This window comes from Cryobacterium flavum, assembly GCF_900103805.1.
GTDB lineage: Bacteria > Actinomycetota > Actinomycetes > Actinomycetales > Microbacteriaceae > Cryobacterium > Cryobacterium flavum.
This window is the reverse complement of record NZ_FNIB01000002.1, coordinates 340,630-362,326: the sequence shown is the minus strand read 5'-3', so window position 1 is coordinate 362,326 and position 21,697 is coordinate 340,630. Positions and strand designations below refer to the sequence as shown.

At 64.8% G+C, this 21,697-nt stretch carries 22 protein-coding genes; 16 read left to right on the top strand and 6 right to left on the bottom strand.

From position 1 onward, the window contains the following. Positions 1-108: 108 nt before the first annotated feature. The 7 genes from BLS91_RS03940 to BLS91_RS03910 all read left to right on the top strand — a co-directional run bounded on the left by BLS91_RS03940 (position 109) and on the right by BLS91_RS03910 (position 5,287). A complete protein-coding gene (locus BLS91_RS03940; protein ID WP_198412718.1) occupies positions 109-1,131 on the top strand; it encodes a zinc-binding dehydrogenase in 1,023 nt (340 codons plus the stop codon). Continuing rightward, the gene (locus BLS91_RS03935; protein ID WP_092339396.1) at positions 1,132-1,899 is read left to right on the top strand and encodes a sulfite exporter TauE/SafE family protein; all 768 of its coding nucleotides are present in this window, start codon (positions 1,132-1,134) and stop codon (positions 1,897-1,899) included. Between the two features lie 90 nt (positions 1,900-1,989). Continuing rightward, complete coding sequence (tsaB, locus tag BLS91_RS03930) at positions 1,990-2,625, top strand: tRNA (adenosine(37)-N6)-threonylcarbamoyltransferase complex dimerization subunit type 1 TsaB (RefSeq protein ID WP_092339394.1); 636 nt, start codon at positions 1,990-1,992, stop codon at positions 2,623-2,625. Further along, a complete protein-coding gene (gene rimI, locus BLS91_RS03925) occupies positions 2,622-3,113 on the top strand; it encodes a ribosomal protein S18-alanine N-acetyltransferase (RefSeq protein WP_092339392.1) in 492 nt (163 codons plus the stop codon). Before tsaB ends, rimI begins: the two co-directional genes overlap by 4 nt. Then, positions 3,113-4,204: a tRNA (adenosine(37)-N6)-threonylcarbamoyltransferase complex transferase subunit TsaD gene (gene tsaD / locus BLS91_RS03920; protein WP_092339390.1), complete on the top strand. Its 1,092-nt coding sequence runs from the start codon at positions 3,113-3,115 to the stop codon at positions 4,202-4,204. Before rimI ends, tsaD begins: the two co-directional genes overlap by 1 nt. 84 nt (positions 4,205-4,288) lie before the next feature. Then, entirely contained in the window at positions 4,289-4,792 is a 504-nt protein-coding gene (locus BLS91_RS03915) for a DUF4190 domain-containing protein (protein ID WP_092339388.1), read from the top strand. Positions 4,793-4,885: 93 nt separating this feature from the next. Beyond that, the gene (locus BLS91_RS03910; RefSeq protein WP_134505167.1) at positions 4,886-5,287 is read left to right on the top strand and encodes a hypothetical protein; all 402 of its coding nucleotides are present in this window, start codon (positions 4,886-4,888) and stop codon (positions 5,285-5,287) included. A 4-nt stretch (positions 5,288-5,291) separates the two neighbouring features. Here the strand turns inward: BLS91_RS03910 and BLS91_RS03905 are convergent, their stop codons facing one another. Beyond that, a complete protein-coding gene (locus tag BLS91_RS03905) occupies positions 5,292-6,497 on the bottom strand; it encodes a class I SAM-dependent methyltransferase (protein WP_092339384.1) in 1,206 nt (401 codons plus the stop codon). A gap of 125 nt (positions 6,498-6,622) precedes the next feature. Between BLS91_RS03905 and groES the strand changes: the two genes are divergently transcribed. From groES to BLS91_RS03885, 4 genes are all read left to right on the top strand, one after another. Continuing rightward, a complete protein-coding gene (gene groES, locus BLS91_RS03900) occupies positions 6,623-6,919 on the top strand; it encodes a co-chaperone GroES (RefSeq protein ID WP_092339382.1) in 297 nt (98 codons plus the stop codon). Between the two features lie 97 nt (positions 6,920-7,016). Next, a complete protein-coding gene (gene rarD / locus BLS91_RS03895; protein ID WP_092339380.1) occupies positions 7,017-7,967 on the top strand; it encodes an EamA family transporter RarD in 951 nt (316 codons plus the stop codon). 108 nt (positions 7,968-8,075) lie between these two features. Continuing rightward, positions 8,076-8,783: an ABC transporter substrate-binding protein gene (locus BLS91_RS03890; protein ID WP_134505168.1), complete on the top strand. Its 708-nt coding sequence runs from the start codon at positions 8,076-8,078 to the stop codon at positions 8,781-8,783. A 127-nt stretch (positions 8,784-8,910) separates the two neighbouring features. Continuing rightward, complete coding sequence (locus BLS91_RS03885; protein WP_092339376.1) at positions 8,911-10,209, top strand: ABC transporter substrate-binding protein; 1,299 nt, start codon at positions 8,911-8,913, stop codon at positions 10,207-10,209. Between the two features lie 181 nt (positions 10,210-10,390). Here BLS91_RS03885 and BLS91_RS03880 read toward each other — a convergent pair whose 3' ends face one another. Genes BLS91_RS03880 through BLS91_RS03865 form a run of 4 tightly spaced genes read right to left on the bottom strand, consistent with a single transcriptional unit; the run spans position 10,391 to position 14,340 of the window. Then, positions 10,391-11,158: an ABC transporter ATP-binding protein gene (locus tag BLS91_RS03880; RefSeq protein ID WP_174774958.1), complete on the bottom strand. Its 768-nt coding sequence runs from the start codon at positions 11,156-11,158 to the stop codon at positions 10,391-10,393. After that, positions 11,145-12,047 (bottom strand): ABC transporter ATP-binding protein, encoded by a 903-nt coding sequence (locus BLS91_RS03875; RefSeq protein ID WP_198412727.1) that lies wholly within the window; start codon positions 12,045-12,047, stop codon positions 11,145-11,147. The genes BLS91_RS03880 and BLS91_RS03875 overlap by 14 nt, the downstream gene beginning before the upstream one ends. 37 nt (positions 12,048-12,084) lie before the next feature. Continuing rightward, on the bottom strand, positions 12,085-13,065 hold the full coding sequence (locus BLS91_RS03870) for a branched-chain amino acid ABC transporter permease (protein WP_092339372.1): 981 nt from the start codon (positions 13,063-13,065) through the stop codon (positions 12,085-12,087). A 9-nt stretch (positions 13,066-13,074) separates the two neighbouring features. Then, on the bottom strand, positions 13,075-14,340 hold the full coding sequence (locus BLS91_RS03865; RefSeq protein ID WP_092339370.1) for a branched-chain amino acid ABC transporter permease: 1,266 nt from the start codon (positions 14,338-14,340) through the stop codon (positions 13,075-13,077). Positions 14,341-14,615: 275 nt separating this feature from the next. On the opposite strand from BLS91_RS03865, the gene guaB reads away from it, so the two are divergent. The 3 genes from guaB (at position 14,616) to BLS91_RS03850 (ending at position 19,126) form a co-directional block, all read left to right on the top strand. Next, the gene (gene guaB, locus BLS91_RS03860) at positions 14,616-16,118 is read left to right on the top strand and encodes an IMP dehydrogenase (protein ID WP_092339368.1); all 1,503 of its coding nucleotides are present in this window, start codon (positions 14,616-14,618) and stop codon (positions 16,116-16,118) included. Between the two features lie 58 nt (positions 16,119-16,176). Continuing rightward, on the top strand, positions 16,177-17,295 hold the full coding sequence (locus tag BLS91_RS03855) for a GuaB3 family IMP dehydrogenase-related protein (protein ID WP_092339366.1): 1,119 nt from the start codon (positions 16,177-16,179) through the stop codon (positions 17,293-17,295). Between the two features lie 100 nt (positions 17,296-17,395). Continuing rightward, positions 17,396-19,126, top strand: a complete 1,731-nt coding sequence (locus tag BLS91_RS03850; protein WP_092339364.1) for a glycerol-3-phosphate dehydrogenase/oxidase — start codon at positions 17,396-17,398, stop codon at positions 19,124-19,126. A 48-nt stretch (positions 19,127-19,174) separates the two neighbouring features. Here the strand turns inward: BLS91_RS03850 and BLS91_RS19495 are convergent, their stop codons facing one another. Then, a complete protein-coding gene (locus tag BLS91_RS19495; RefSeq protein WP_233197344.1) occupies positions 19,175-19,558 on the bottom strand; it encodes a chlorite dismutase family protein in 384 nt (127 codons plus the stop codon). A 134-nt stretch (positions 19,559-19,692) separates the two neighbouring features. Between BLS91_RS19495 and BLS91_RS03840 the strand changes: the two genes are divergently transcribed. Next, the gene (locus BLS91_RS03840; RefSeq protein ID WP_233193339.1) at positions 19,693-20,226 is read left to right on the top strand and encodes a cation:proton antiporter regulatory subunit; all 534 of its coding nucleotides are present in this window, start codon (positions 19,693-19,695) and stop codon (positions 20,224-20,226) included. A 3-nt stretch (positions 20,227-20,229) separates the two neighbouring features. Then, positions 20,230-21,696 carry a cation:proton antiporter gene (locus BLS91_RS03835; RefSeq protein ID WP_092339362.1) on the top strand — a complete coding sequence of 489 codons (1,467 nt, stop codon included), beginning with the start codon at positions 20,230-20,232 and terminating at the stop codon, positions 21,694-21,696. Position 21,697 lies beyond the last annotated feature (1 nt).

Here is a 21,697-nt window from a genome sequence, read left to right as displayed (position 1 = left end):
GACCACACCGCCGGGCCGAATTCTTGTCAAGGCTTGCCTAGGCGATAATCGAACGAGACGAGCAGGGGCCCTCAGACTGCCCGATGTTGGCCACGAAAGGACACGTCCATGATGCAAGCGATTCTGGTCGAACCGGGGACTGACGGACCGCAACTGATGCTGCGTGAACGTGCCGTACCGGTACCAGGGCCGCGAGACGTGCGCATTCTCGTGCACGCAGCGTCGGTGAACCGGGCAGATCTGGCCCAACGCTCCGGAACCCCTGAGCCGGCGGTTCCGGGCAGCCCCCCGTCAGTGGTCGGACTCGACGCGGCCGGCGATGTGGTCGAGATCGGTTCGGACGTCACCTCACTGCGGGTCGGCGATCGCGTCATGACCATCGTCGGCGGGGGACTCAGCGAGCACATCGTGGTCGATGCCGCCCTGCCGATTCCGATTCCCGACGGGTGGAGTTACGCCGAGGGGGCGGCGGCCGTTCTCGGACTCCTGACCGAACACAACGCGCTCCGCACCCACGGTCGGTTGCAGCCCGGTGAGACCGTGCTGGTGCACGCCGCAGCGTCCTCTGTCGGGTTGCAGTGTGTTCAGCTCGCCAAATACCTCGGTGCCGGGCTCGTGATCGGTACGACCCGCTCGGAGGGCATGACCACGCTGATCCGATCGGTCGGTGCCGACCAGGTGCTCGTCGTCGACGATGACGGCTTCGCCGAGCAGGTGCTGGCGTTGACCGATGGCCACGGTGCCGACGTCATTGTCGACCACGTCGGCGGACCCTACCTGGCCGGCAATATCCGCTCGGCCGCCATCGCCGGCCGCATCATCGGCGTGGGGCGACTCGGCGGCAGCGAGGGCACGCTCGACCTGGAAATGCTCGCCTACAAGCGACTCGCCCTGCACGGGGTCACCTTTCGCACCCGCTCCACCCAGGACAAGATCGACCTCGTCGCCGCGCTGCGTGCCGATGTCGACCTTGGCTCGCCGGTTCTTCGACCGCTCATCGACCGGATCATGCCGTGGACCGAGGCCGACGCGGCCCAGACTCTGATGCGCACCAACTCCTCCCTCGGCAAGATTGTGCTCGCCGTTGGCGACGCGGCCGCCGAGAATTCGAACACGGGAAACTCTCACTAAATGACACTTCTTGAAGGCGCGATCATCCTGGTCGCCGGAATTGCCGCGGGCATCATCAATGTGGTGGCCGGCGCTGGAACCCTGATCACCTTTCCCACCCTGCTCGCCCTCGGTATCCCTCCGATCACGGCGAACGTATCCAACACGGTTGGTCTGGTTCCCGGGTCGATTGCCGGAGCTTACGGTTATCGCCGGGAACTGCGCTCGCAGTGGCGGCCCGTGGCCTGGATGGCGGTGTTCTCGGCCGTGGGCGGTGTGATCGGCGGGTTGCTGCTGCTGGTCCTGCCCGAGGAGGCCTTCTCGGCGGTCGTTCCGTTCCTGCTGCTGCTCGCCGCGCTGCTCTCCGCGATCCAGCCCCGCGTGGCCCGTTACGTGCGGCGCAAGTCTCCCGAAGGCACCACGACCGACACTCGGCCGATCACGTTCGGCCTCGTGCTCGGCATTCTCGGCACGGGGGTCTATGGGGGATACTTCGGCGCAGCGCAAGGAGTGGTGCTGTTGGCACTGCTGGGTATTCTGTGGTCCACCGACATGCACCGGGCCAACGGTGCCAAGAATGTGCTGGCCGGCATGGCCAACCTCGTCTCTGCGATTATTTTCATCTCCAGCGGCACGGTCGACTGGGTGATCGCTCTGCTGATCGGCGTTGGTTCCGCCTTCGGTGGCTGGCTCGGTGCCCGCATCGGGCGAAGGCTCTCGGCTCCGGTGTTGCGTGCGATCCTGGTGATCGTTGCCCTGACAGCCGCCGTCGTGCTCTTTCTGACCTGATCGCGGCCCCATGAAAGCCAGCCGCGCGAAGCGCTGGCCTATGAAAGCCAGCCGCGCGAAGCGCTGGCCTATGAAAGCTAGGCTGAACGGGTGCTACTTGCCATCGACACCTCCGCCGGCACGAGCGTCGCCGTCGTCGACCTTGCCCGCGGAGTCATCGCGGAACGCGGTGAAGCCGACACGATGCGTCACGCCGAAATCGTCGGCCCGTTCATTCTGGAATGCCTGCAGGAAGCGCATGTCGCCCCGGCTGACCTCTCCGGCGTCGTCGGCGGCATGGGTCCAGGCCCGTTCACCGGCCTGCGAGTCGGTATCGCCTCGGCCCGCGTCTTCGCCCTCGGGGCTGGCACTCCGCTCGTACCGGTGATCAGCCACGACGCCATCGCCTACGGCCACTACCGCCGCGGCCACTCCGGCCCGCTCGTCGTCGTCACCGACGCTCGCCGCCGTGAAATCTACTGGAGCGCCTATTCCCAAGCGGATGCCGTTGGTCTGCCCGTGCGCGTCGGCCAGCCCGGCCTTGCCAAACCGGCCGACCTCGACGACGAGGGCTGGCTGCACGCCGGGTGGCCGCGCCTGGACGCCGCCACAGTGTCGGCCGGTGAACTCGGTCTGGTCGCTGAGTTGAGCTACGCCCACGGACGCCCGTTCGCGGCCAATGAGCCGCTCTACCTGCGCTCGCCCGACGTCACCCTCTCAAACGGTCCGAAGCGAGTCAGCCGATGACCTGGCAGCTGCGCCGCGCGCACGAGGCCGATCTTGAAGCCATCATGCACCTCGAGACGATCACTTTCGTCCATGACGCCTGGTCGCCGACCATGATGGCGCGCGACCTCGGCGACCCCGCCTGCTTCTACCTCGTGGCGTTTCCGCCCGACGAACCAAGCGCGGTCGAGGGCTACGCCGGCCTGCTCGCCCCGCGGGGAGCCGTCGAGGGCGACATTCAGACCATCGCGGTCGCCGAATCCGCACGCGGACGCGGCCTGGGCCGCACACTCATGCAGGCGCTCATCAATGAGGCCCGGAAGCGCGGCGCCCGGCTAATCTTTCTCGAGGTGCGGGCCGATAATCCCGGTGCCCAGCGCCTGTACGAACGCCTCGGATTCATCGAGGTTGGCGTGCGCCGCGGCTACTACCAGCCGGACAACGTAGATGCCATCGTCATGCGTCTCGATATTCCAGAATTGGAATCTATGCTTGTGGAGACCTCGTGATGACCATAAACCGCGCTGATCCGCTCGTGCTCGGCATTGAAACGTCCTGCGACGAAACCGGCATCGGCATCGTGCGCGGAACCACCTTGCTCTCCAACACCATTGCGAGCTCAATGGACGAACATGCCCGTTACGGCGGTGTCGTGCCCGAGATCGCGGCCAGGGCGCACCTTGACGAGCTCGTGCCGGCCATCAACGCGGCCGTTGCCGAGGCGGGCATCCGCTTGAGTGATCTGGACGCCATCGCGGTCACCTGTGGGCCCGGACTCTCCGGCGCGCTCATGGTCGGCGTCGGGGCCGCCAAGGCGCTTGCCGTGGCGCTCGACAAACCGATCTACGCGGTCAACCACCTGGTCGGCCACGTCGGAGCCGACCTGCTTCAGGGAGAGCTTCGGCACGGCGACACCAACACCGGCGACACCGCTCCGCTCGAGTACCCGACGATCGCCCTGCTGGTCTCCGGGGGCCACACCTCGCTGCTGCTCGTGCGCGACCTGGTCAGCGACGTCGAGTTGCTCGGCGAGACCATCGACGATGCCGCCGGCGAGGCCTTCGACAAGGTGGCGCGCCTACTCTCCCTGCCCTACCCCGGTGGACCGCAGATCGACCGGGTCGCGCTCGGCGGCAACCCGAAGGCCATTCGGTTTCCACGCGGACTCAGCCAGCCCAAGGACATGGCCGTGCACCGTTACGACTTCTCCTTCTCCGGCCTGAAAACCTCGGTCGCTCGCTTCGTCGAACAGCGCCAGGACGCTGGCGAACCCGTGCCGATCGGCGATGTCGCGGCCAGTTTTCGGGAGGCGGTCGTCGATATTCTGCTCACCAAGGCCCTCGCCGCCTGCGCCGACTACGGCGTACCGCGGCTGCTGCTCGGCGGCGGTGTCATCGCCAACAAGCGTCTGCGCGAGGTCGCCACCCAGAGAACGGATGCTGCCGGCATCGTTCTGCGCATCCCGCCCCTCTCCCTGTGCACCGACAACGGTGCCATGATCGCAGCCCTCGGTGCGCAGCTCATCATGGCCGGGCATGAGCCCTCAACGCTGCAATTCGGCGCCGATTCCACCCTGCCGGTCGGCCAGATTCAGGTCTGATCTGCCACAGAATTCGCCCACGCGCGGGCACACGGGATATTCTGGCTCTGCGACCCCGAACATTCCGCACGAAGGAGACCGCAGATGTCTGATCCCACCCAGCCCCCCGTCGATCCGACCAGCAGCGAACCGACCAGCAGCGGCCCGGCGAGCAGCGACCCGACGGGTTCGACTCCGGCCGACTCCAGCCTGCCGCCGGCCTACCCGGCCGCTCCGAGCTACCCGGCACCCGGCGCTCCGGCCGCTTCCGGATCTGGCCAGGCTCCCGCCTACGGGCAGCCCGCCGCGTATGGCCAGCAGCCGGCCTACGGCCAGAACCCCTACGGCCAGCAGAACCCGCAGGACAAGTACAACGTTCTCTCGATCATCTCGCTCGTCACCTCGATCCTTCTCATCTCGGTGGTCGGCATCATCACCGGCCACATCGCCCTGAGCCAGATCAAGAAGACCGGCGAAAAGGGACACGGGCTCGCCCTCTGGGGAACCATCCTCGGCTACGTCGGCCTTCTCGGCGGTGCTATCTTCGCCGCTTTCACGATCATTTTGCTACTCGCGGCGGCCTCCACCGGCACGAGCTACAACTACTAGCCACGCAGGTGGCCCCTTCGGGGCCACGCCGCACGTTTCGATCGACAGGGGCCACCCCCACAAGCTGACCGTATGCGCGGCCAGAGGACAGCCATGACTACACCCCATCCGCACGACGAGGCTTCGGCGCAGCTGCAATATACGCGCCCTCCCGAGCCACCCGGCAGCCAGTTGGACTGGGCCTCGACGGTCACCGCTCCTACCGAGTTCGTACCGTACAGCTACACCGAGGCCGAGGTGCAGCGCATCACCGGCCGCCGTCGGCTCGCGGTCTCCTCCGTCGTCTGTGGCCTTCTCGGTCTCGCACTCGGCGTGGTCGGGGTGTTTGGTCTGCCGATCGCTCTCATTGCGATCACTCTCGCGCTGATCGCGCGCACCACCGAGAATCGGGCGCGCACGCTCTGGCGGAGTGGCCTCGTGAGCGGTCTCGTCGGGGTTCTGCTGGCGGCCGGCTGGATCGTCTACATCAGCCAGATCGTGCTGCCGCTGCTGTAATCCGCTACCGCACGCGCTCCACGAGCAGCGCCACGCGATGCCCGGCCGCCCTGGTCAGAATCAACGTTGCGGCTTCAGGCCCCTTGAGCTTCAGCCGGGTGCGCAGTGTCGCCGGATCCACGTCTACGCCACGCTTCTTGATCTCGAGGGTGCCGATACGCCGTTCCAGCAGCGCCAGCCGCAGCTTCTTCTCATCGAAGGGGAGCGTTTCGAGCACCCGAAAAACGCTCGCGAACGGCGTCGGCGTGAGCGTGTCGTTGGTCAGGTAGGCGATGCCCTCACTCAGCATGCGGGCATCCAGCGAGCGGGCCAGATCGCCAATCAGGCGTGCCCGAATCACCGCGCCGTCCGGCTCGTAGAGGTAGTTTCCGAGGCTGCTAGCATCGACGTCTGCACTGTCGTCCGATGCAGTCAGTTCGTGCCTGCCGTCTGCTGTCAGGAGCAGGGCTGACCGACGGATGCCGGGGCGGGCGAGAGCGCCGAACCACAGCCCCATCTCCACCAGCTGGCCGTCCACCGACACCCACTGTGCTTCGGCGTCGACCGGAATCTGGTCGCGGTCGTGGCCGGGCCCGAGCTTCATACCGAGCGGCAGCTTCGTCGCGAGCAGATAGGCGAAGTCAAGCGAGGGGGAGTAATCCTCGGAGCGGGTCAGTCGCGTCGTGTTGCTGTGCCCGCTCGTGCGGCGGGCAGGATCGAGCCAGACCGCGTCGAAATCTTCGAGGTCGACCGTCTCGGCATCGGCCTGCAGCGCCGAGGCGTTCGGAAACGGCGCGAGGTTGAAGCTTGCTACGGTCGCCGTGACCTCGTCGGCATCAACGGCCACGACCGACAGATCCAGCGCGGCGAGGGCCATGGCGTCGCCGCCGATACCGCAGCCGAGGTCGGCGACCCGCGGCGTGCGGCCGAGCGCAGCGCCGAGACCAGTGAAACGGCCCGCGTGCACGGCGGCGACACGCAGCCGGGTGGCCTGTTCCAGGCCGGCCTCTGTGAAGAGCATCCGCTCGGCGAATTCACCGAACTTGAGGGCGGCTTTTGCCCGCAGCCGCGATTGGCTGAGCACGGCCGACACGAGTCCGGGCGCGTGCCCGGCCTTGCGCAGATCGCTCACGAGCTTCAGCACGTCGCCGTGGGTGTCGTAAGGCGGCAGGGAGTCCAGCAGCCGCAAACTCGCGGGGGAAAGCAGCTCAACGAGTTCGGTTCGATCCATGCTGCAACGCTACCAAAATGACCCCCATCTGGCACTCACGTTGCGTGAGTGCCAGAACCCCCCTAAACTTCACTTGGCACTCTCGCTGTGAGTCTGCTAACCCAAATCTTAGAAAGAGGTCAACCGTGTCGGTCTCCATCAAGCCGCTCGAGGATCGCATCGTCATCAAGCAGGTCGATGCCGAGCAGACCACCGCATCAGGTCTGGTCATTCCTGACACCGCGAAGGAAAAGCCCCAGGAGGGCGAAGTTGTTGCAGTCGGCCCCGGCCGCATTGACGACAACGGCAACCGCATCCCCCTCGACATCGCCGTCGGCGACAAGGTGATTTACTCCAAGTACGGCGGAACCGAGGTCAAGTTCGGTGGCGATGACCTTCTGGTTCTCTCCGCTCGCGACGTGCTCGCCGTGGTCGTACGCTAACACCAAGCAGTCGGTCGTTCTAGACTGAAAACTCCCGGATAGCCCCGCTATCCGGGAGTTTTCTGCTTTCTTCACCTCTGCCGAGTCAAGGACCCTCATGTCGGATGCCGTAAGCCCAGTCGCGACGACCGGTACCGCCGCCGGCACGCATCGCTCCGGACTCATCTTCGGCGGCCTCTCCTACGCCCTCTGGGGTGTGCTGCCGCTCTACTTTCTGCTGCTCGCACCGTCGGGTGCCTTTGAGATCGTGGCCTGGCGGGTGCTGTTCTCCCTGGTCTTCTGCGTACTGATCATCACGGTGACCCGCACCTGGACGGTTCTCGGGCGGGCCCTCAGGCAGCGGCGCCTGGTATTGACCATGGGCCTGGCCGGGGTCTTCATCTTCATCAACTGGCAGACCTACGTGATTGCCGCGACCACCGGTCACGTGGTCGAAGCGGCCCTCGGCTACTTCATCAACCCGATCGTCACCGTGCTGCTCGGCGTCTTCGTGCTGCGGGAACACCTGCGCCGCTTGCAGTGGGTGGCCATCACCATCAGCTTTCTCGCCGTGGTCGTGCTCGCCGTCGGGTACGGCTCACTGCCGTGGATCTCGCTCATCCTCGCTTTCTCCTTCGGACTCTACGGTCTGATCAAGAAGCGCGTGGGCCCGAGCGTCGATGCCGTCACCGGCCTCACCTTGGAGACCGCCTGGCTCGCACCGGTCGCCGTCATCCAACTGGTCGTGGTCTCCGGCATTTCCGGGCTCACCTTCGGCACGGTGTCGCCCTGGCATACAGCTGGCCTGCTCGCGGCCGGCATCATCACCGCGGTACCACTGCTGCTGTTCGCTGCCGCCGCGCGGCGCCTGCCGTTGACCGTGCTCGGGCTCATTCAGTTCGTGGCCCCGGTGCTGCAGTTTCTGGTGGGCGTGTTCATCCTGAACGAGGCGATGCCCCTCGAACGCTGGCTCGGTTTCGGGCTGGTCTGGGTTGCCCTGATCATTTTGACGGTCGACATGGTGGCCTCCGGCCGCACTCCCCGCCGCAGTACCCTCGAACCCGCCTAGCTGGCCCGGCCCGGCCCGGCTCGGACCGGCCAGCCGATACGCTGAACCAACAGCACGCGCCAGCCCAGACCAAACAGCACCAGCTCAGCCCAGCACCAGAGGATCCACATGCCCGTTCGCCCCATGATCGCCGCCGTCTTGCTGCTTGCCCTGGCTCTGACCGGCTGCACCGGTGCGTCGGCCGCCAAGCCGAGCATGACCCCAACACTCGTCGCCAGCACGGCGCCCACCGGCGACGGCACGCTTCTCATCGGCACGCTGTTTCCCATGACCGGCGATAATGCCGCGAGCGGTGCCGCTCAGGTAGCCGGCACCGAACTCGCCGTGCGTGACATTCTCGCCGACCAGACAACGCCCACCCAGCCCGTGCAACTCATCCACCGCAACGTGGCCGGCGACCTCGCCGCCGCCTACGCCGACCTCGCGACGCGCGGCGTCGATCTGGTGCTGTGGGACGCGACGACGGCATTGCCAGCGGATGCTGAAGGACTGATTGGCAGCGCGGCCATCGTTGCCCTGATCGACTTTGCCAATGGTGGAACTCCGCTCGCCGCCACGGACGAGTTCACCGCGCGACTCAAGACCGCCGATCCGACGCTGACGGCCACCGCTGGCGGTGCAGAGGCCTACGACGGAGTGATGACGGCCGCCCTGGCCGCCGTCATCACCGGCGACGACGGCGGTTCCTCGCTTGAGGCTGGCTGGCCCAAGGTGATTTCAGGAAGCGCCGTGTGCGCTTCCTGGGCAGAGTGCGTCTTCGCCATGACGGAGAAACAGATCATTGATTATCAGGGGATTACCGGCCGTCGTTCGTAACGATTTGGTCGCATTACAAAGTTCTCTCATCAGGGGGTATGTTTCTGGGCCCTTGATTGCCTACTCTGACACCACGGCAGTCAACCGGCTGACCAGTCTTACCCCTCTTTATAAATCAAGGAGCAACATGAGCGTTTTCGCGAAGGCCTCGGCTTCCCGCTCAGTTCGTACCCTCGTTACCGGTGTCGCCCTCATCGGCGTGAGCGCCCTTTTGCTCACCGGCTGCAGCAATGGCGCTGCGACCACACCCACCGACGCGGCCACAACCACAGCGGCATCCGACTTCAAGCCGGTCGCTTCCGGAGCGCGCGACCTGTCCCTGAAGATCGGCACTATTCTTCCGCAGAGTGGTGGACTGGCCTTCCTCGGCCCGCCCGAAGAAGCCGGAGTGAAGCTCGCCGTGCAGGACGTCAACGCGGCCGGTCTCGGTATCAAGGTTGAAGCGATTTATCGCGACTCTGGCGACACGACGACCGACACCGCGACAACTTCGGTCACCGACCTGCTCTCGCAGAACGTGACAGCCATCGTCGGAGCGGCCTCATCTGGCGTCTCCAAGACCGTGATCGACCAGATCACCGGTGCTGGCGTTGTGCAGTTTTCCCCGGCCAACACCTCTGACGCGTTCACGACCTATGCCGACCAGGGTCTGTATTGGCGTACCGCACCCTCCGACGTGCTCCAGGGTGAAGTACTCGGCACCCAGATCGCTGACGACGGCAACGCCACCCTCGGCCTGATCGTGCTCAACGACGCCTACGGGACCGGACTCGCCAAGTACGTTGGCGACGCGTTCACCAAGTCTGGCGGCAAGGTCGTCGCAACCGCACTGTTCAACGAGGGCGACCCGTCGTTCTCCGCGCAGATCGCCGAAGTCACCGCTGCGGCCCCCGACGCGATCGCTCTGATCACGTTCGACCAGGCCAAGGTCATCGTTCCGGACCTCGTGGCCACCGGTTTCCCGGGAAAGCAGTTGTACTTCGTTGACGGCAACCTTTCCGACTACAGCACAACCTTCGCTCCCGGTCTCGTCGAGGGCGCCAAGGGCACGCTGCCAGGCCTCGACACGGCATCGCTCGGCGACTTCACCGACCGCCTGCTGACGGTCGACCCGACGCTGACCGACTACAGCTACGCAGCCGAGTCTTATGACGCCGTCGTCCTGATCGCCTTGGCCGCCTATGCGGGCAACGACGTTTCGGGTACCTCGATCGCGAGCTACCTGCGTCAGGTCTCCGGCGGCACCGGCGACGGCACCAAGGCCACCGATTTCAAGTCCGCTGCTGCGGATCTGAAGGCCGGCAAGCAGGTCAACTATGACGGCTTCTCTGGTCCGATCACGTTCGATGAGAACGGCGACCCGACCGGCGCGACCATCGGCATTTACCAGTTCGGTGCCGACAACATGTACAAGCGCATCAACTAGCTCCACCGCTCCCGCTCTACTGAGCGATCTGAAGGGCCCCGGCTTCGGCCGGGGCCCTTCTGCGTACACGTGAGCCGATCCTGAAGCGCGAGCCGTGGCATCCGTTCGCCGGCATACATACAGAAGCGGCGCCCGAGGTGATCTCGGACGCCGCTGGAGGCTCGTGCAGGGGGTGAGAGCGCTAATCCTGCCCGAGGGTACCCAGGTACAGGCCGATCACCTTGGGGTCGTTCAAAAGCTCACGTCCGGTGCCGGTGTAGGCATCGCGACCCTGATCGAGCACGTAGCCGCGGTCGCAGATCTGCAGGCAGCGACGAGCGTTCTGCTCCACCATGATCGTGGTCACGCCGGCCTTATTGATCTCCTTCACGCGGAGGAAGGCTTCGTCCTGGCGCACGGGGGAGAGGCCGGCGCTCGGCTCGTCGAGCAGCAGCACGTGTGGACCCATCATGAGCGCGCGGCTCATGGCGACCATCTGTCGTTCGCCGCCCGACAGCGAACCGGCGCGCTGCGACATCCGTTTACTGAGCTCCGGGAAGATCTCGGTGACGAACTCGAGCCGCTCGATCAGACCCTTGGGCTTCTGAAAGATGCCCATCTCGAGGTTCTCGCGAATGGTCAAGGTCGGAAAGACGTTGTTGTTCTGCGGCACGAAGCCGACGCCCTGGGCGACGAGCTTGTTGGCCTTGAGATTGGTGATGTTGTTGCCGCGCAGGAGGATCTCGCCGTCGCGCACTTTCACCAAGCCGAAAATGGCTTTGAGTAGCGTCGACTTGCCTGCGCCGTTCGGGCCGATAATGCCGATCAGCTCGCCGTCGTAAGCGGTGAGGGAGCAGGCATTGAGAATATTCACTCCGGTGACGTAGCCGGCGGTGACGCTCTTGACCTCGACGACGGCGTCCCGGGTTTCGGTCGGTGCCGGCACGATTTGCGGATTAGCGTTCGTCATCGAGCAACTCCTTAACGGCTGAAACGTGCACGATCTCGGCATCGGGGTCTTCCCCAATGTCTTCGTCATGGTGCTGACCGAGATATGCGTCGATCACAGCCGGGTTCTTCATGACCTCGTGCGGGTCGCCCTCGGCGACCACCTTGCCCTCGGCCATTACGATCACCCAGTCGGCGATGTGGCGCACCATGTGCATGTCGTGCTCCACAAAGAGAACGGACATGCCCTGCGCCTTGAGGTTGAGAATGTGGTCGAGCAGCGACTGGGTCAGTGCCGGGTTGACCCCGGCCATGGGTTCGTCGAGCATTACCAGGGTCGGATCGCTCATGAGCGCTCTGGCCATTTCGAGCAGCTTGCGCTGCCCGCCGGAGAGGCTCGCCGCGTAGTCGTCTTTCTTGGTATCAAGCTTGAACCGGGTGAGCAGATCGAGTGCTTTGGCGCGGTTCTGCTCCTCTTCATTGCGCCAGAGAAACGGCATCAATGCGCGGAACATGTTCTCGCCGGTCTGGCCCTTGGCACCGAGCAGCATATTGTCCATAACGGTGAGCAGACCGAGCGCCTTGGTCAACTGGAAGGTGCGAATCTGGCCCATGCGGGCCACTCGGTACGCCGGAACACCAGCGAGGGAGCGACCGTTGAAGGTCCACTTTCCGTCGTCGGGCTTGTCGAAACCGGTCAACAGGTTGAACAGGGTCGTCTTACCGGCGCCGTTCGGGCCGATCAGTGCTGTGATCGCGCCGCGCGGAACCTCGACGTGATCGACGTCGACCGCGGTGAGCCCCCCGAAGGTGCGCCGCACGTTGTCGACGACCAGAATCGGGTCGACCTTCGCACAACCGGGTGCGGGTTCTCCGATGTGCAGGCCGGTCGCTTTGACCGGCTTTGTGATGGGAACGGGCGGCTCGAGGGGAGCGGCCGGAACAGCGTTATCGGACAAAAGCCAACTCCTTCTTATTGCCGAAGATACCTTGCGGTCTGAAGATGACTATTAACATGATCGCCACTCCCACCAGTACGAAGCGCAGCTGGCCGGCCTGAATGGACGTCATGAACGGCAACCAGCCTGCTTCGACGGCCCGAGCCATGAAACCCGAGAAGAACGACAGCAGCACCCAGAAGATCATTGAACCGATGATCGGGCCGAGCACCGTGGCGGCCCCGCCGAGCAGCAGAATCGCGTAGATGAAGAACGTCAGAGTCGTCTGATAATTCGACGGTACGACCGCTCGCGGCAGCGCGAAGATCATTCCCGCGATGGTACCGAACACACCACCGAGAATGAGCGACTGCATTTTGTAGGCATAGACGTTCTTGCCGAGGGCACGCACGGCGTCTTCGTCTTCGCGAATGCCCTTGATGACGCGGCCCCAGGGGCTGCGCATGATCTGCCAGACCAGCAGGGCCGCGATAATCACGATCGACCAGGCCACGATGCGCAGCCAGGTGTCGTAGGCGTTGTTCTCGAACGGCCCGGACCCATAGCTGCCATCAGCTAGCGGGTTGAGCGCCGCGAACTCGTTCTTGTACCCACTCAGGCCGTTGGCCGATCCGGTGACGGAGGCGAAAGTGTTCGTCGTGAACAACAGCCGCACAATCTCGGCGGCAGCGATCGTGACGATGGCGAGGTAGTCGGCGCGCAGCCGAAGCGTGGGAATACCCAAAATCAAGGCAAACAGCACGGATGCCCCCACGCCGACCAGAAAGGCTCCCCAGACGGGAAACCCGAAGGTCAAAATGGAGATGGCGTAGCCGTAGGCTCCGAGGGCCATGAACCCGGCCTGTCCGAAGTTCAGCAGGCCGGTGTAGCCGAAGTGCACGGCGAGCCCGAGGGCGGCGAGTGCGTAGGCGGCCGTGGTCGGGCTGATCAGCTCGACGGCGGCGTTATTGAAGATTGCTCCCCAGTCCATCGTGAACCCCTAACCAATTCTCTCTTTGCGACCCAAAATGCCTTGCGGTCGAAACAGCAGCACCAAGATCAAAACAACAAGGGCGCCGACCACTTTCAGGTCGGACGGGAGCCACAGCGTTGACAGTTCAACGAAGAGGCCGACGATGAGGGAGCCGACGAGGGCTCCGAACGCCGTGCCGAGACCGCCGAGGGTCACAGCGGCAAAGACTAGCAACAGCATCTGGAAGCCCATGTCCCAGCTGACTCCGGGGCGGAAGTAAGCCCAGAGAACGCCGCTGAGTCCGGCGAGTGCGGCCCCGACCACCCAGACGATGCGGATGACATGGTCGACGTCGATGCCGCTCGCCGACGCCAAGCTGGGGTTGTCGGAGACGGCGCGGGTGGCCTTGCCGATGCGGGTTCGCAGCAGAAAGTAGGCCACGGCCAGCAGTACGACGATGCTGATACTCATGCTGGCGAGGTCGATCGGGGAGAGTGAGATCGCGCCGAACTTGAGGTCGGCCATGCCGGCACCCGGCAGCTGGCTGGTGCTGCCGCCGAAGAAGTACTGGTAGAGATAGCGCAGTGCGAGGGAGAGCCCGATGCTCACGATCATGAGCGGAATTACCGCCACGCCCTTGCGGCGCAACGGTTTCCAGATCACCGCATCGAGGCCGAACCCGAGAGCGCCGCTGAGCAGAATGGCAATCAGAATGGCGAGCCAGATCGGCAGGCCCAACTGCACCGAGAAGACCAAGGTCATCAACGCGCCAAACGTGATCATCTCCGCGTGGGCGAAGTTGCTCAGCCCGGTGGTTCCGAAGATCAGCGACACTCCGATCGCCGCGAGGGCCAGCAGTAGGCCAAAGTTGAGGCCGTTGACAAACCGGTTGACGAACTGGTCGAAGAAGCTGACAGTGTTGCGGGTGCCCTCACCGAGGAAAAAGTTCACCGAGCGGCGGTCGGTGAGTCCGAACTCCGCGTCGATGACATTGCCACCCTTGGCGACGATAACGCCCTTGGGCAGGGTTCCCTCATCGAGAGTTACCTTGTAGGTTCCCTTTTCGGGAACTCCGATGGCCCACTTACCCTCGGCGTCCGTCACGGTATTGGCCTGGTAGCCGTTGCCGTCAACGGCGATGGCCACCTTGTCGAGGGCCTTGCCGTTGAACTGCACGTTGCCGGAGATAGTGAAGTTGTATTCCGTACCGACCGCATCGGCCTGCGCGCTGCCTGCCGAGAATGTGGCCATGGTGAAGGCTGCTAGCAGCGTCACAAACAGGATGGCGAGCATCCTGGGTATGTATCTCTGAGCCGTATGTGTGGGGTGCACGGGACCTCCATGTTGGTGCCGACCGACGGGTAACCGGGCGGGCGCCGGGTGACTACTGCCAACTTCTCTGTTGAGAGTATTTGCCGATTATGTCCTATAAGTTTCGAAACACCGCACCGTGTTGACAATGGTGTGCGGAATGTGATGAACCCAAACACGCTTAACATTGGAGGACCGGTTAATTTTCGTGACTTTCCGGTTAATTTTCTGTTTTTCAGCTACAGGTAAGGGGTTTCATGGATCAGCCAGATCCGTTCGGATTCACCGGGCTCACCTACGACGACGTGCTGCTCCTGCCGGGGCACACCGATGTCATTCCGAGCGAGGCGGTCACCAAATCCCGCCTGACCCGGCGAATCGACGTGTCGCTGCCGCTACTCTCCAGCGCCATGGACACCGTCACAGAGACGCGCATGGCGATCGCCATGGCCCGCGAGGGGGGCCTCGGCATTCTGCACCGCAACCTCTCGATCGGCGACCAGGCCGAGCAGGTCGACCTGGTCAAGCGCAGCGAATCTGGGATGATCACCAATCCGGTCACCACCTCGCCCGACGCCACCGTGGCCGAAGTCGACGCCCTGTGCGGCCAGTTCCGCGTCAGCGGGCTGCCCGTCATCGACGGTGACGGCATTCTGGTGGGCATCATCACCAACCGTGACATGCGCTTCGTGCCGTACGCCAAGAAGGCCCTCACCCGGGTGCGCGAGGTCATGACGACCTCGCCGCTGATCACCGGCAAGGTCGGCATGGCGCCCGAAGACGCCCTCGCCATCTTCGCCAAGCACAAGATTGAGAAGCTCCCGCTGATCGACGCCAACGGCAAGCTCACCGGCCTGATCACCGTGAAGGACTTCGACAAGAGCGAGGAATATCCCCTCGCCACCAAGGACGACGCGGGACGCCTGCGCGTCGGCGCGGCCATCGGCTTCTTCGGCGACGCCTGGCAGCGCGCGACCGCCCTGCTCGAATCGGGCGTTGACGTGCTCGTGGTCGACACCGCCAATGGCGACAGCGCCGGGGTGCTCGACATCATTCGTCGGCTGAAGGCCGACAAGGCCTTCGCCGACGTCGACGTGATCGGTGGAAACGTGGCCACCCGCTCCGGCGCCCAGGCTCTCATCGACGCGGGCGCCGACGCCATCAAGGTGGGCGTGGGCCCCGGCTCCATCTGCACCACGCGCATCGTGGCCGGTGTGGGAGTTCCCCAGATCACCGCGGTCTACCAGGCGTCCCTCGCCGCTCGCGAAACCGGCATTCCGGTCATCGCCGATGGCGGACTGCAGTATTCCGGTGACATCGCCAAGGCCCTCGTGGCCGGTGCCGACACCGTCATGCTCGGCTCCCTGCTCGCGGGTTGCACCGAAAGTCCAGGCGAACTCGTGTTCGTCAACGGCAAACAGTTCAAAACGTATCGCGGCATGGGTTCGCTCGGCGCTCTGCAGACCCGCGGCACCAAGACGTCGTACTCGAAGGACCGCTACTTTCAGAACGACGTTCCCAGTGACGAGAAGCTCATCCCAGAGGGTATCGAGGGCCAAGTTCCGTTCCGCGGTCCCCTCGCCGCTGTGGCCTATCAGCTCGTCGGTGGCCTGCGTCAGTCCATGTTCTATGTGGGCGCCCGCACCATCGCCGAGCTCAAACAAAAGGGCAAGTTCGTGCGCATTACGCCCGCCGGGCTCAAGGAGTCGCATCCGCACGACGTGCAAATCGTGGTCGAGGCCCCGAACTACCGTCGGTAGGGAGGGTCCGGCATCCGCTTGAAAAGAGGATGTCGGGGGTTCCCTCTAAACTGGAACCATGGAAATCGAGATTGGCCGTTCCAAGCGCGCTCGCCGCGTATATGCCTTCGACGACATCGCGGTGGTGCCGAGCCGGCGCACCCGCGACCCGGAGGACGTGTCGGTCGGCTGGACCATCGACGCCTACCAGTTCGCCATTCCCGTGCTCGCCGCCCCGATGGACTCCGTCGTCTCGCCGACCACAGCCATCATGATGGGCCAGCTCGGCGGCGTCGGCGTGCTCGACCTCGAAGGCCTGTGGACCCGGCACGAAAACCCGGAGCCGCTACTCGCCGAAATTCGCAGCCTGCCCGCCGATAAGGCGACCGCGCGCATGCAGGAGATGTACTCCGCTCCGATCCAGCCCGAGCTCGTCACCGCACGTCTCGCTGAGATTCGGACGGGCGGCGTCACCGTGGCCGGTGCCCTTTCGCCCCAGCGCACCCAGGAACTCTACGAAACCGTCGTCGCCGCCGGTGTTGACCTGTTCGTGATTCGCGGCACGACAGTGTCGGCCGAGCACGTGTCGCAGAACCAGGAACCGCTCAACCTCAAGAAGTTCATCTACGAACTCGACGTTCCCGTCATCGTCGGCGGCGCGGCCACCTACACGGCTGCCCTGCACCTCATGCGCACCGGCGCCGCGGGTGTTCTGGTCGGTTTCGGTGGGGGAGCCGCGTCGACCACCCGCACGACCCTCGGTATCCACGCCCCGATGGCGACCGCGGTAGCGGATGTCGCCGGCGCGCGTCGCGACTACATGGACGAGTCCGGCGGGCGCTACGTGCACGTCATCGCCGACGGCGGCCTCGGGACCTCGGGCGACATCGTCAAGGCCGTCGCCTGTGGCGCCGACGCTGTCATGCTCGGCACCGCACTGGCCCGGGCAACGGATGCTCCCGGCGGCGGATTCCACTGGGGCGCCGAGGCTCACCACCCGCAACTGCCGCGCGGCAAGCGCGTGCAGGTGGGCACAGTGGCCCCGCTCGAGGAGATCCTCTACGGCCCGGCACCGGTGGCCGACGGCACCGCCAACCTCATCGGCGCGCTGCGTCGGTCGATGGCGACCACCGGCTACTCCGATCTCAAAGAATTTCAACGGGTTGAAGTGGTTGTCGCGCCGTACCGAGTGAACTAGCGTCGAAGATAGCGGAACTTTTCGTAAATAACCCTCAACACTGTTGTCGCAGCACGCCCTGACCTCTCGTCTTGAACATTGAGTCTGAACAGGAGTAGCAATGACGTCCCACAATTCGGTCACCCGATCCACAAAAATGGGGCCTGAGGAGCGGATCGCCGCTCTCGCCAAGCTCAAAGACAAGGAACTCGACATTCTCGTTGTCGGCGGCGGCATCGTCGGTGCCGGCGCAGCCCTTGATGCCGTCACGCGTGGTTTGAGCGTGGGCATTCTGGAAGCCCGGGACTGGGCGTCGGGCACGTCGAGCCGGTCTTCGAAGCTCGTGCACGGCGGCATTCGCTATCTGGAGCAGCTCGACTTTCGTCTCGTTCGCGAAGCGCTCACCGAACGAGGGCTGCTGCTGCAGCGCATCGCACCACACCTCGTGAAGCCGGTGCGGTTTCTGTACCCGCTCAAGAAACGCTTCACCGAACGTTTCTACATCGGGGCCGGCATGCTGCTCTACGACATCTTCTCCTACACCGGCGGTCGTCCGCCCGGAGTGCCGCACCACCGCCACCTGTCCAAGAGCCAGGTGCAGAAGCTCATTCCGAGCCTCGCCAATGACGCCCTGGTCGGCGGCATCACGTACTACGACGCCCAGGTCGATGACGCCCGCTACGTGTCTTCGCTCGTGCGCACCGCCTCGTTCTACGGAGCCCACGCGGCCAGCCGGGTGCGGGTCGAGGGCTTCATCAAGGTGGGGGAGCGCGTCGTCGGCGTGCGCGCCCACGACCTGCAGACCGACGAACACTTCGACGTGCGGGCCAAGCAGGTCGTGAACGCGACCGGCGTCTGGACCGACGACACCCAGCGCATGGTCGGCGAACGCGGCACCTTCAAGGTGCGGGCCTCGAAGGGCGTGCACCTCGTCGTGCCGCGCGACCGGTTCCAGAGCGCCATGGGACTGCTGCTGCGCACCGAGAAGAGCGTACTTTTCGTCATCCCGTGGGGCCGGCACTGGCTCATCGGAACGACCGACACCGATTGGCACCTCGACAAGGCGCACCCCGCTGCTACGGCGGCGGATATCGACTACATTCTCGAGCACATCAACGAGGTGCTGAGCGTTCCGCTCACCCGCGAAGACGTTGAGGGCGTCTACGCCGGGCTGCGTCCGCTGCTGGCCGGCGAGAGCGACCAGACCTCCAAGCTGTCCCGTGAGCACCTCGTCGGGCACTCCGTTCCCGGCCTCGTCGTCATCGCCGGCGGCAAGTGGACCACCTACCGCATCATGGCCAAGGACGCAGTGGATGCCGCGGCGTCGGCTCTCGACGGTTGCATTCCCGCGTCGGCGACCCAGGACATCCCCTTGCTGGGCGCCGAGGGTTATCAGGCCGCCTGGAACAAGCGCGGCAAGATCGCCAGGGCGTTCGGACTGCACACCGTGCGGGTCGAACACCTGCTCAACCGGTACGGCACCCTCACCGACGAGTTGCTCGACCTGATCAAGGCGAACCCGGCGCTCGCCGAGCCGCTGCCCGGCGCCGATGACTACATCGGTGCCGAGGTCGTCTACGCGGCGTCGCACGAGGGTGCCCTGCACCTCGAGGACGTGCTGGCGCGCCGCACCCGCATCTCGATCGAGGCCTGGGACCGCGGGGTGTCGGCCGCGCCGGTCGCCGCAGCTCTCATGGCTGACGTGCTCGGCTGGGACCAGGGGCGCATCGACCGGGAGGTCGGCTTCTATCTCACCCGGGTCGCCGCCGAGCGGGCCTCGCAGGAGGAGCCGAACGACGAATCCGCCGACCGGGTGCGCCTCGAGGCCCCCGACATCGTGGTCACGAACTAGCGCGCGCCGCAGGCGCCGCCGACCGGGTGCGCTACCGGGGTCCTCGGGTCACGCGCACCTCGACCTCGCGCTCGACAAAGGTCCATTCCGTCGTCCCCCGCAGCTCAGCCAGTAGATCGTCGAATGCGGCCGCGTTGATGGGGCGAACTCGAACCAGGTCAGAAAATCAAACGGTCCGCCCAGGTCGCGACAGTGATGCAGCTTCCTGGCCACGGCCGGCAGATAGTCCATGGCGCGGCGGATATGATGGCTCGTCTCCTCAAAGATGGCTCGTCGTTCGTCCTGGGCCAGTTCCCACCACGCGTTCGATTTCGTGATCGGAATGAGCGAGGCCACGGTGGCGTCCGGTCGGCCCAGCGCCGGGGACTGCGCGTTCAGTCGCGTCAGTTCTGCGGCGGTCGTGTAGCGCTGATTGCTGACGGCGCCGCGCAAAACCCAGTCGGGAGAACTCGTCGCTTCAGTCGGCGAAACCGGGCGCGCGACGCATGTCGTCGGCACGAACCCGCGCGCGGCGGAAAAAAGCAGCTCCGGTAGAATGAGCGCACTGCCCCTAAACCTCAGGAGTCATGACAATGGTTGATGTTCGGCGGGTCAAACTTCCCGGCGTGGGTGTGCTGCACACCTTCATAACGGATGACGGTGGCAAGGTCGGCGTCATCGCCCACCGTTCCGGCCACAGCGACCTCATTACCTTTGCTGACGACGAGGGCGGCCCCGACGCGAGCAAGGTCTCGCTTCGGCTCAACGAAGACGAGGCGCACACCCTCGCCGAGCTGCTCGGCGGCACCCAGATCACCGAGTCGCTCAGCGCCCTCGACCAGATTCCCGGCCTCAGCATCGACTGGTTCACCGTCGACTACGAAGACCACATCGCCGGCCAGGCGCTTGGCAACCCGGCCGATCGCGGTATCGCCGGACTCACCGTGGTGGCCGTCGTGCGCGGAGAATCCGCCAACCCGGCACCGGCCGCCGACTTCAAGGTCTTTCCCGGCGACACCCTCGTCGTCGCTGGCTCGCCGGAAAAGGTCGTCAAGGCCTTCGCGTTCTTCCGCACCGGTGAAGTGAAGGCGAAAACCGTCGACGCTCCACCCGGGGGATAACCGATGCACCTGGGCGAAGACCTCCTCGTTCTCGGCATCCTGCTCGTCGTCGCCTACGTTCTTGGCCGCCTGGGCAAAATGATCGGGCTCCCCACCATCCCGATCTATATGATCGTGGGCGTTCTCGCGAGCCCGAACACCGACTTCTTCCCCCTCGACTTTCAGTCCGGCGACATTGAACTCATCGCCGTGTTCGGCCTGATCCTGCTGCTCTTCAGCCTCGGCCTCGAATTCGACCAGGAAGAATTCTTCGGCAACGCCAAGACTCTGATCATCTCCGGCGGATCCTGGGTGCTCATCAACATGGGCGCCGGCTTCATCTTCGGCCTGCTCGTGGGCTGGGGCCCCCGCGAAGCCCTCGTCATTGCCGGCATGACCGGAACCTCCTCGAGCGCCATCATTACCAAACTGCTCATCGAACTGCGCCGCCTGGCTAACAAAGAGACCCCGATGATCCTCGGCGTGACGGTCGTCGGCGACATCTTCATCGCCATCTACCTCTCCATCGTCTCGGTCGTGCTGAGCGGTGAAACCGAGATCTGGCCGATCGTGCTGCAGCTCTCCATCGCGTTCCTGTTTCTGGTGGCCATGTTCTCGCTCGCCCGCTGGGGCGGCCGCGTCGTCTCGCGCCTGATGCGTACCAAAGACGACGAACTGTTCACCATTTTGTTCTTCGGGCTCGTGGTGCTGTTCGCCGGCATCGGCGAGATCATCGGCGTGACGGATGCGATCGGCGCGTTCCTGATCGGCGTCGTGCTCGGCGCGAGCAGCTATCGCGCCAGAATCGAACGCGTCGCCGTGCCCCTCCGCGACATCTTCGCGGCATTCTTCTTTCTCAACTTCGGACTCGCCCTCGACGTAGCCCAGTTCGGGTCGGTGATCGGAGTCGTGCTGATCGCCATCGTGATGACCTTCGTACTCAGTCTGCTGTCTGGGGCACTGCTGGCCTGGCTGCACAAGATGGGGCCACGCGAAGCACTGAACACCGCCGCGATCTTTGTCAACCGCGGCGAGTTCACGCTCATTTTGGCAACGCTGTCGGTGTCGGCCGGGCTGGATCCGCGGCTGCAACCGTTCGCCGGGCTCTACGTGTTATCGATGGCCATACTCGGCCCGCTGTTCGCGGCGAATTCCGAGAAGATCGGATCGGCGCTGCGTCGTCGGGTGCCGGCATCTGTTGCGCCGCGCGCACCGCGCAACCCCATGCTCGACGAAGAGATCGCGCTGGTCGAGGCGGCGACCGCCGCCCAGGCGGCCGATGCCGACGAGTTCACCCGCCGTACGGCCAAACGCGACTCGGCTAATTCCCAACCGGCGGAAGATACGGTTGCCAGAGCGAAACGCTCGCATTCAGATGTAGATTCCATGGCTGATTTCGCGCTCGGTCAGCATTCCCCAGAACCCGACGACGCGGCCGACCGGCCGGCACGCAAACCCGGGCGAGAAACTCACACAGGTGACTATTCGTGAT

What these genes read in the sequence shown, in the direction of transcription:
- BLS91_RS03940 (WP_198412718.1), top strand. Translation starts at nt 109, where the DNA reads ATGATGCAAGCGATTCTGGTCGAACCGGGGACTGACGGACCGCAACTG.
- BLS91_RS03935 (WP_092339396.1), top strand. Translation starts at nt 1,132, where the DNA reads ATGACACTTCTTGAAGGCGCGATCATCCTGGTCGCCGGAATTGCCGCG.
- rimI (WP_092339392.1), top strand. Translation starts at nt 2,622, where the DNA reads ATGACCTGGCAGCTGCGCCGCGCGCACGAGGCCGATCTTGAAGCCATC.
- tsaD (WP_092339390.1), top strand. Translation starts at nt 3,113, where the DNA reads ATGACCATAAACCGCGCTGATCCGCTCGTGCTCGGCATTGAAACGTCC.
- BLS91_RS03915 (WP_092339388.1), top strand. Translation starts at nt 4,289, where the DNA reads ATGTCTGATCCCACCCAGCCCCCCGTCGATCCGACCAGCAGCGAACCG.
- BLS91_RS03910 (WP_134505167.1), top strand. Translation starts at nt 4,886, where the DNA reads ATGACTACACCCCATCCGCACGACGAGGCTTCGGCGCAGCTGCAATAT.
- BLS91_RS03905 (WP_092339384.1), bottom strand. Translation starts at nt 6,497, where the DNA reads ATGGATCGAACCGAACTCGTTGAGCTGCTTTCCCCCGCGAGTTTGCGG.
- rarD (WP_092339380.1), top strand. Translation starts at nt 7,017, where the DNA reads ATGTCGGATGCCGTAAGCCCAGTCGCGACGACCGGTACCGCCGCCGGC.
- BLS91_RS03890 (WP_134505168.1), top strand. Translation starts at nt 8,076, where the DNA reads ATGCCCGTTCGCCCCATGATCGCCGCCGTCTTGCTGCTTGCCCTGGCT.
- BLS91_RS03885 (WP_092339376.1), top strand. Translation starts at nt 8,911, where the DNA reads ATGAGCGTTTTCGCGAAGGCCTCGGCTTCCCGCTCAGTTCGTACCCTC.
- BLS91_RS03880 (WP_174774958.1), bottom strand. Translation starts at nt 11,158, where the DNA reads ATGACGAACGCTAATCCGCAAATCGTGCCGGCACCGACCGAAACCCGG.
- BLS91_RS03870 (WP_092339372.1), bottom strand. Translation starts at nt 13,065, where the DNA reads ATGGACTGGGGAGCAATCTTCAATAACGCCGCCGTCGAGCTGATCAGC.
- BLS91_RS03865 (WP_092339370.1), bottom strand. Translation starts at nt 14,340, where the DNA reads ATGCTCGCCATCCTGTTTGTGACGCTGCTAGCAGCCTTCACCATGGCC.
- guaB (WP_092339368.1), top strand. Translation starts at nt 14,616, where the DNA reads ATGGATCAGCCAGATCCGTTCGGATTCACCGGGCTCACCTACGACGAC.
- BLS91_RS03855 (WP_092339366.1), top strand. Translation starts at nt 16,177, where the DNA reads ATGGAAATCGAGATTGGCCGTTCCAAGCGCGCTCGCCGCGTATATGCC.
- BLS91_RS03850 (WP_092339364.1), top strand. Translation starts at nt 17,396, where the DNA reads ATGACGTCCCACAATTCGGTCACCCGATCCACAAAAATGGGGCCTGAG.
- BLS91_RS03840 (WP_233193339.1), top strand. Translation starts at nt 19,693, where the DNA reads ATGACAATGGTTGATGTTCGGCGGGTCAAACTTCCCGGCGTGGGTGTG.
- BLS91_RS03835 (WP_092339362.1), top strand. Translation starts at nt 20,230, where the DNA reads ATGCACCTGGGCGAAGACCTCCTCGTTCTCGGCATCCTGCTCGTCGTC.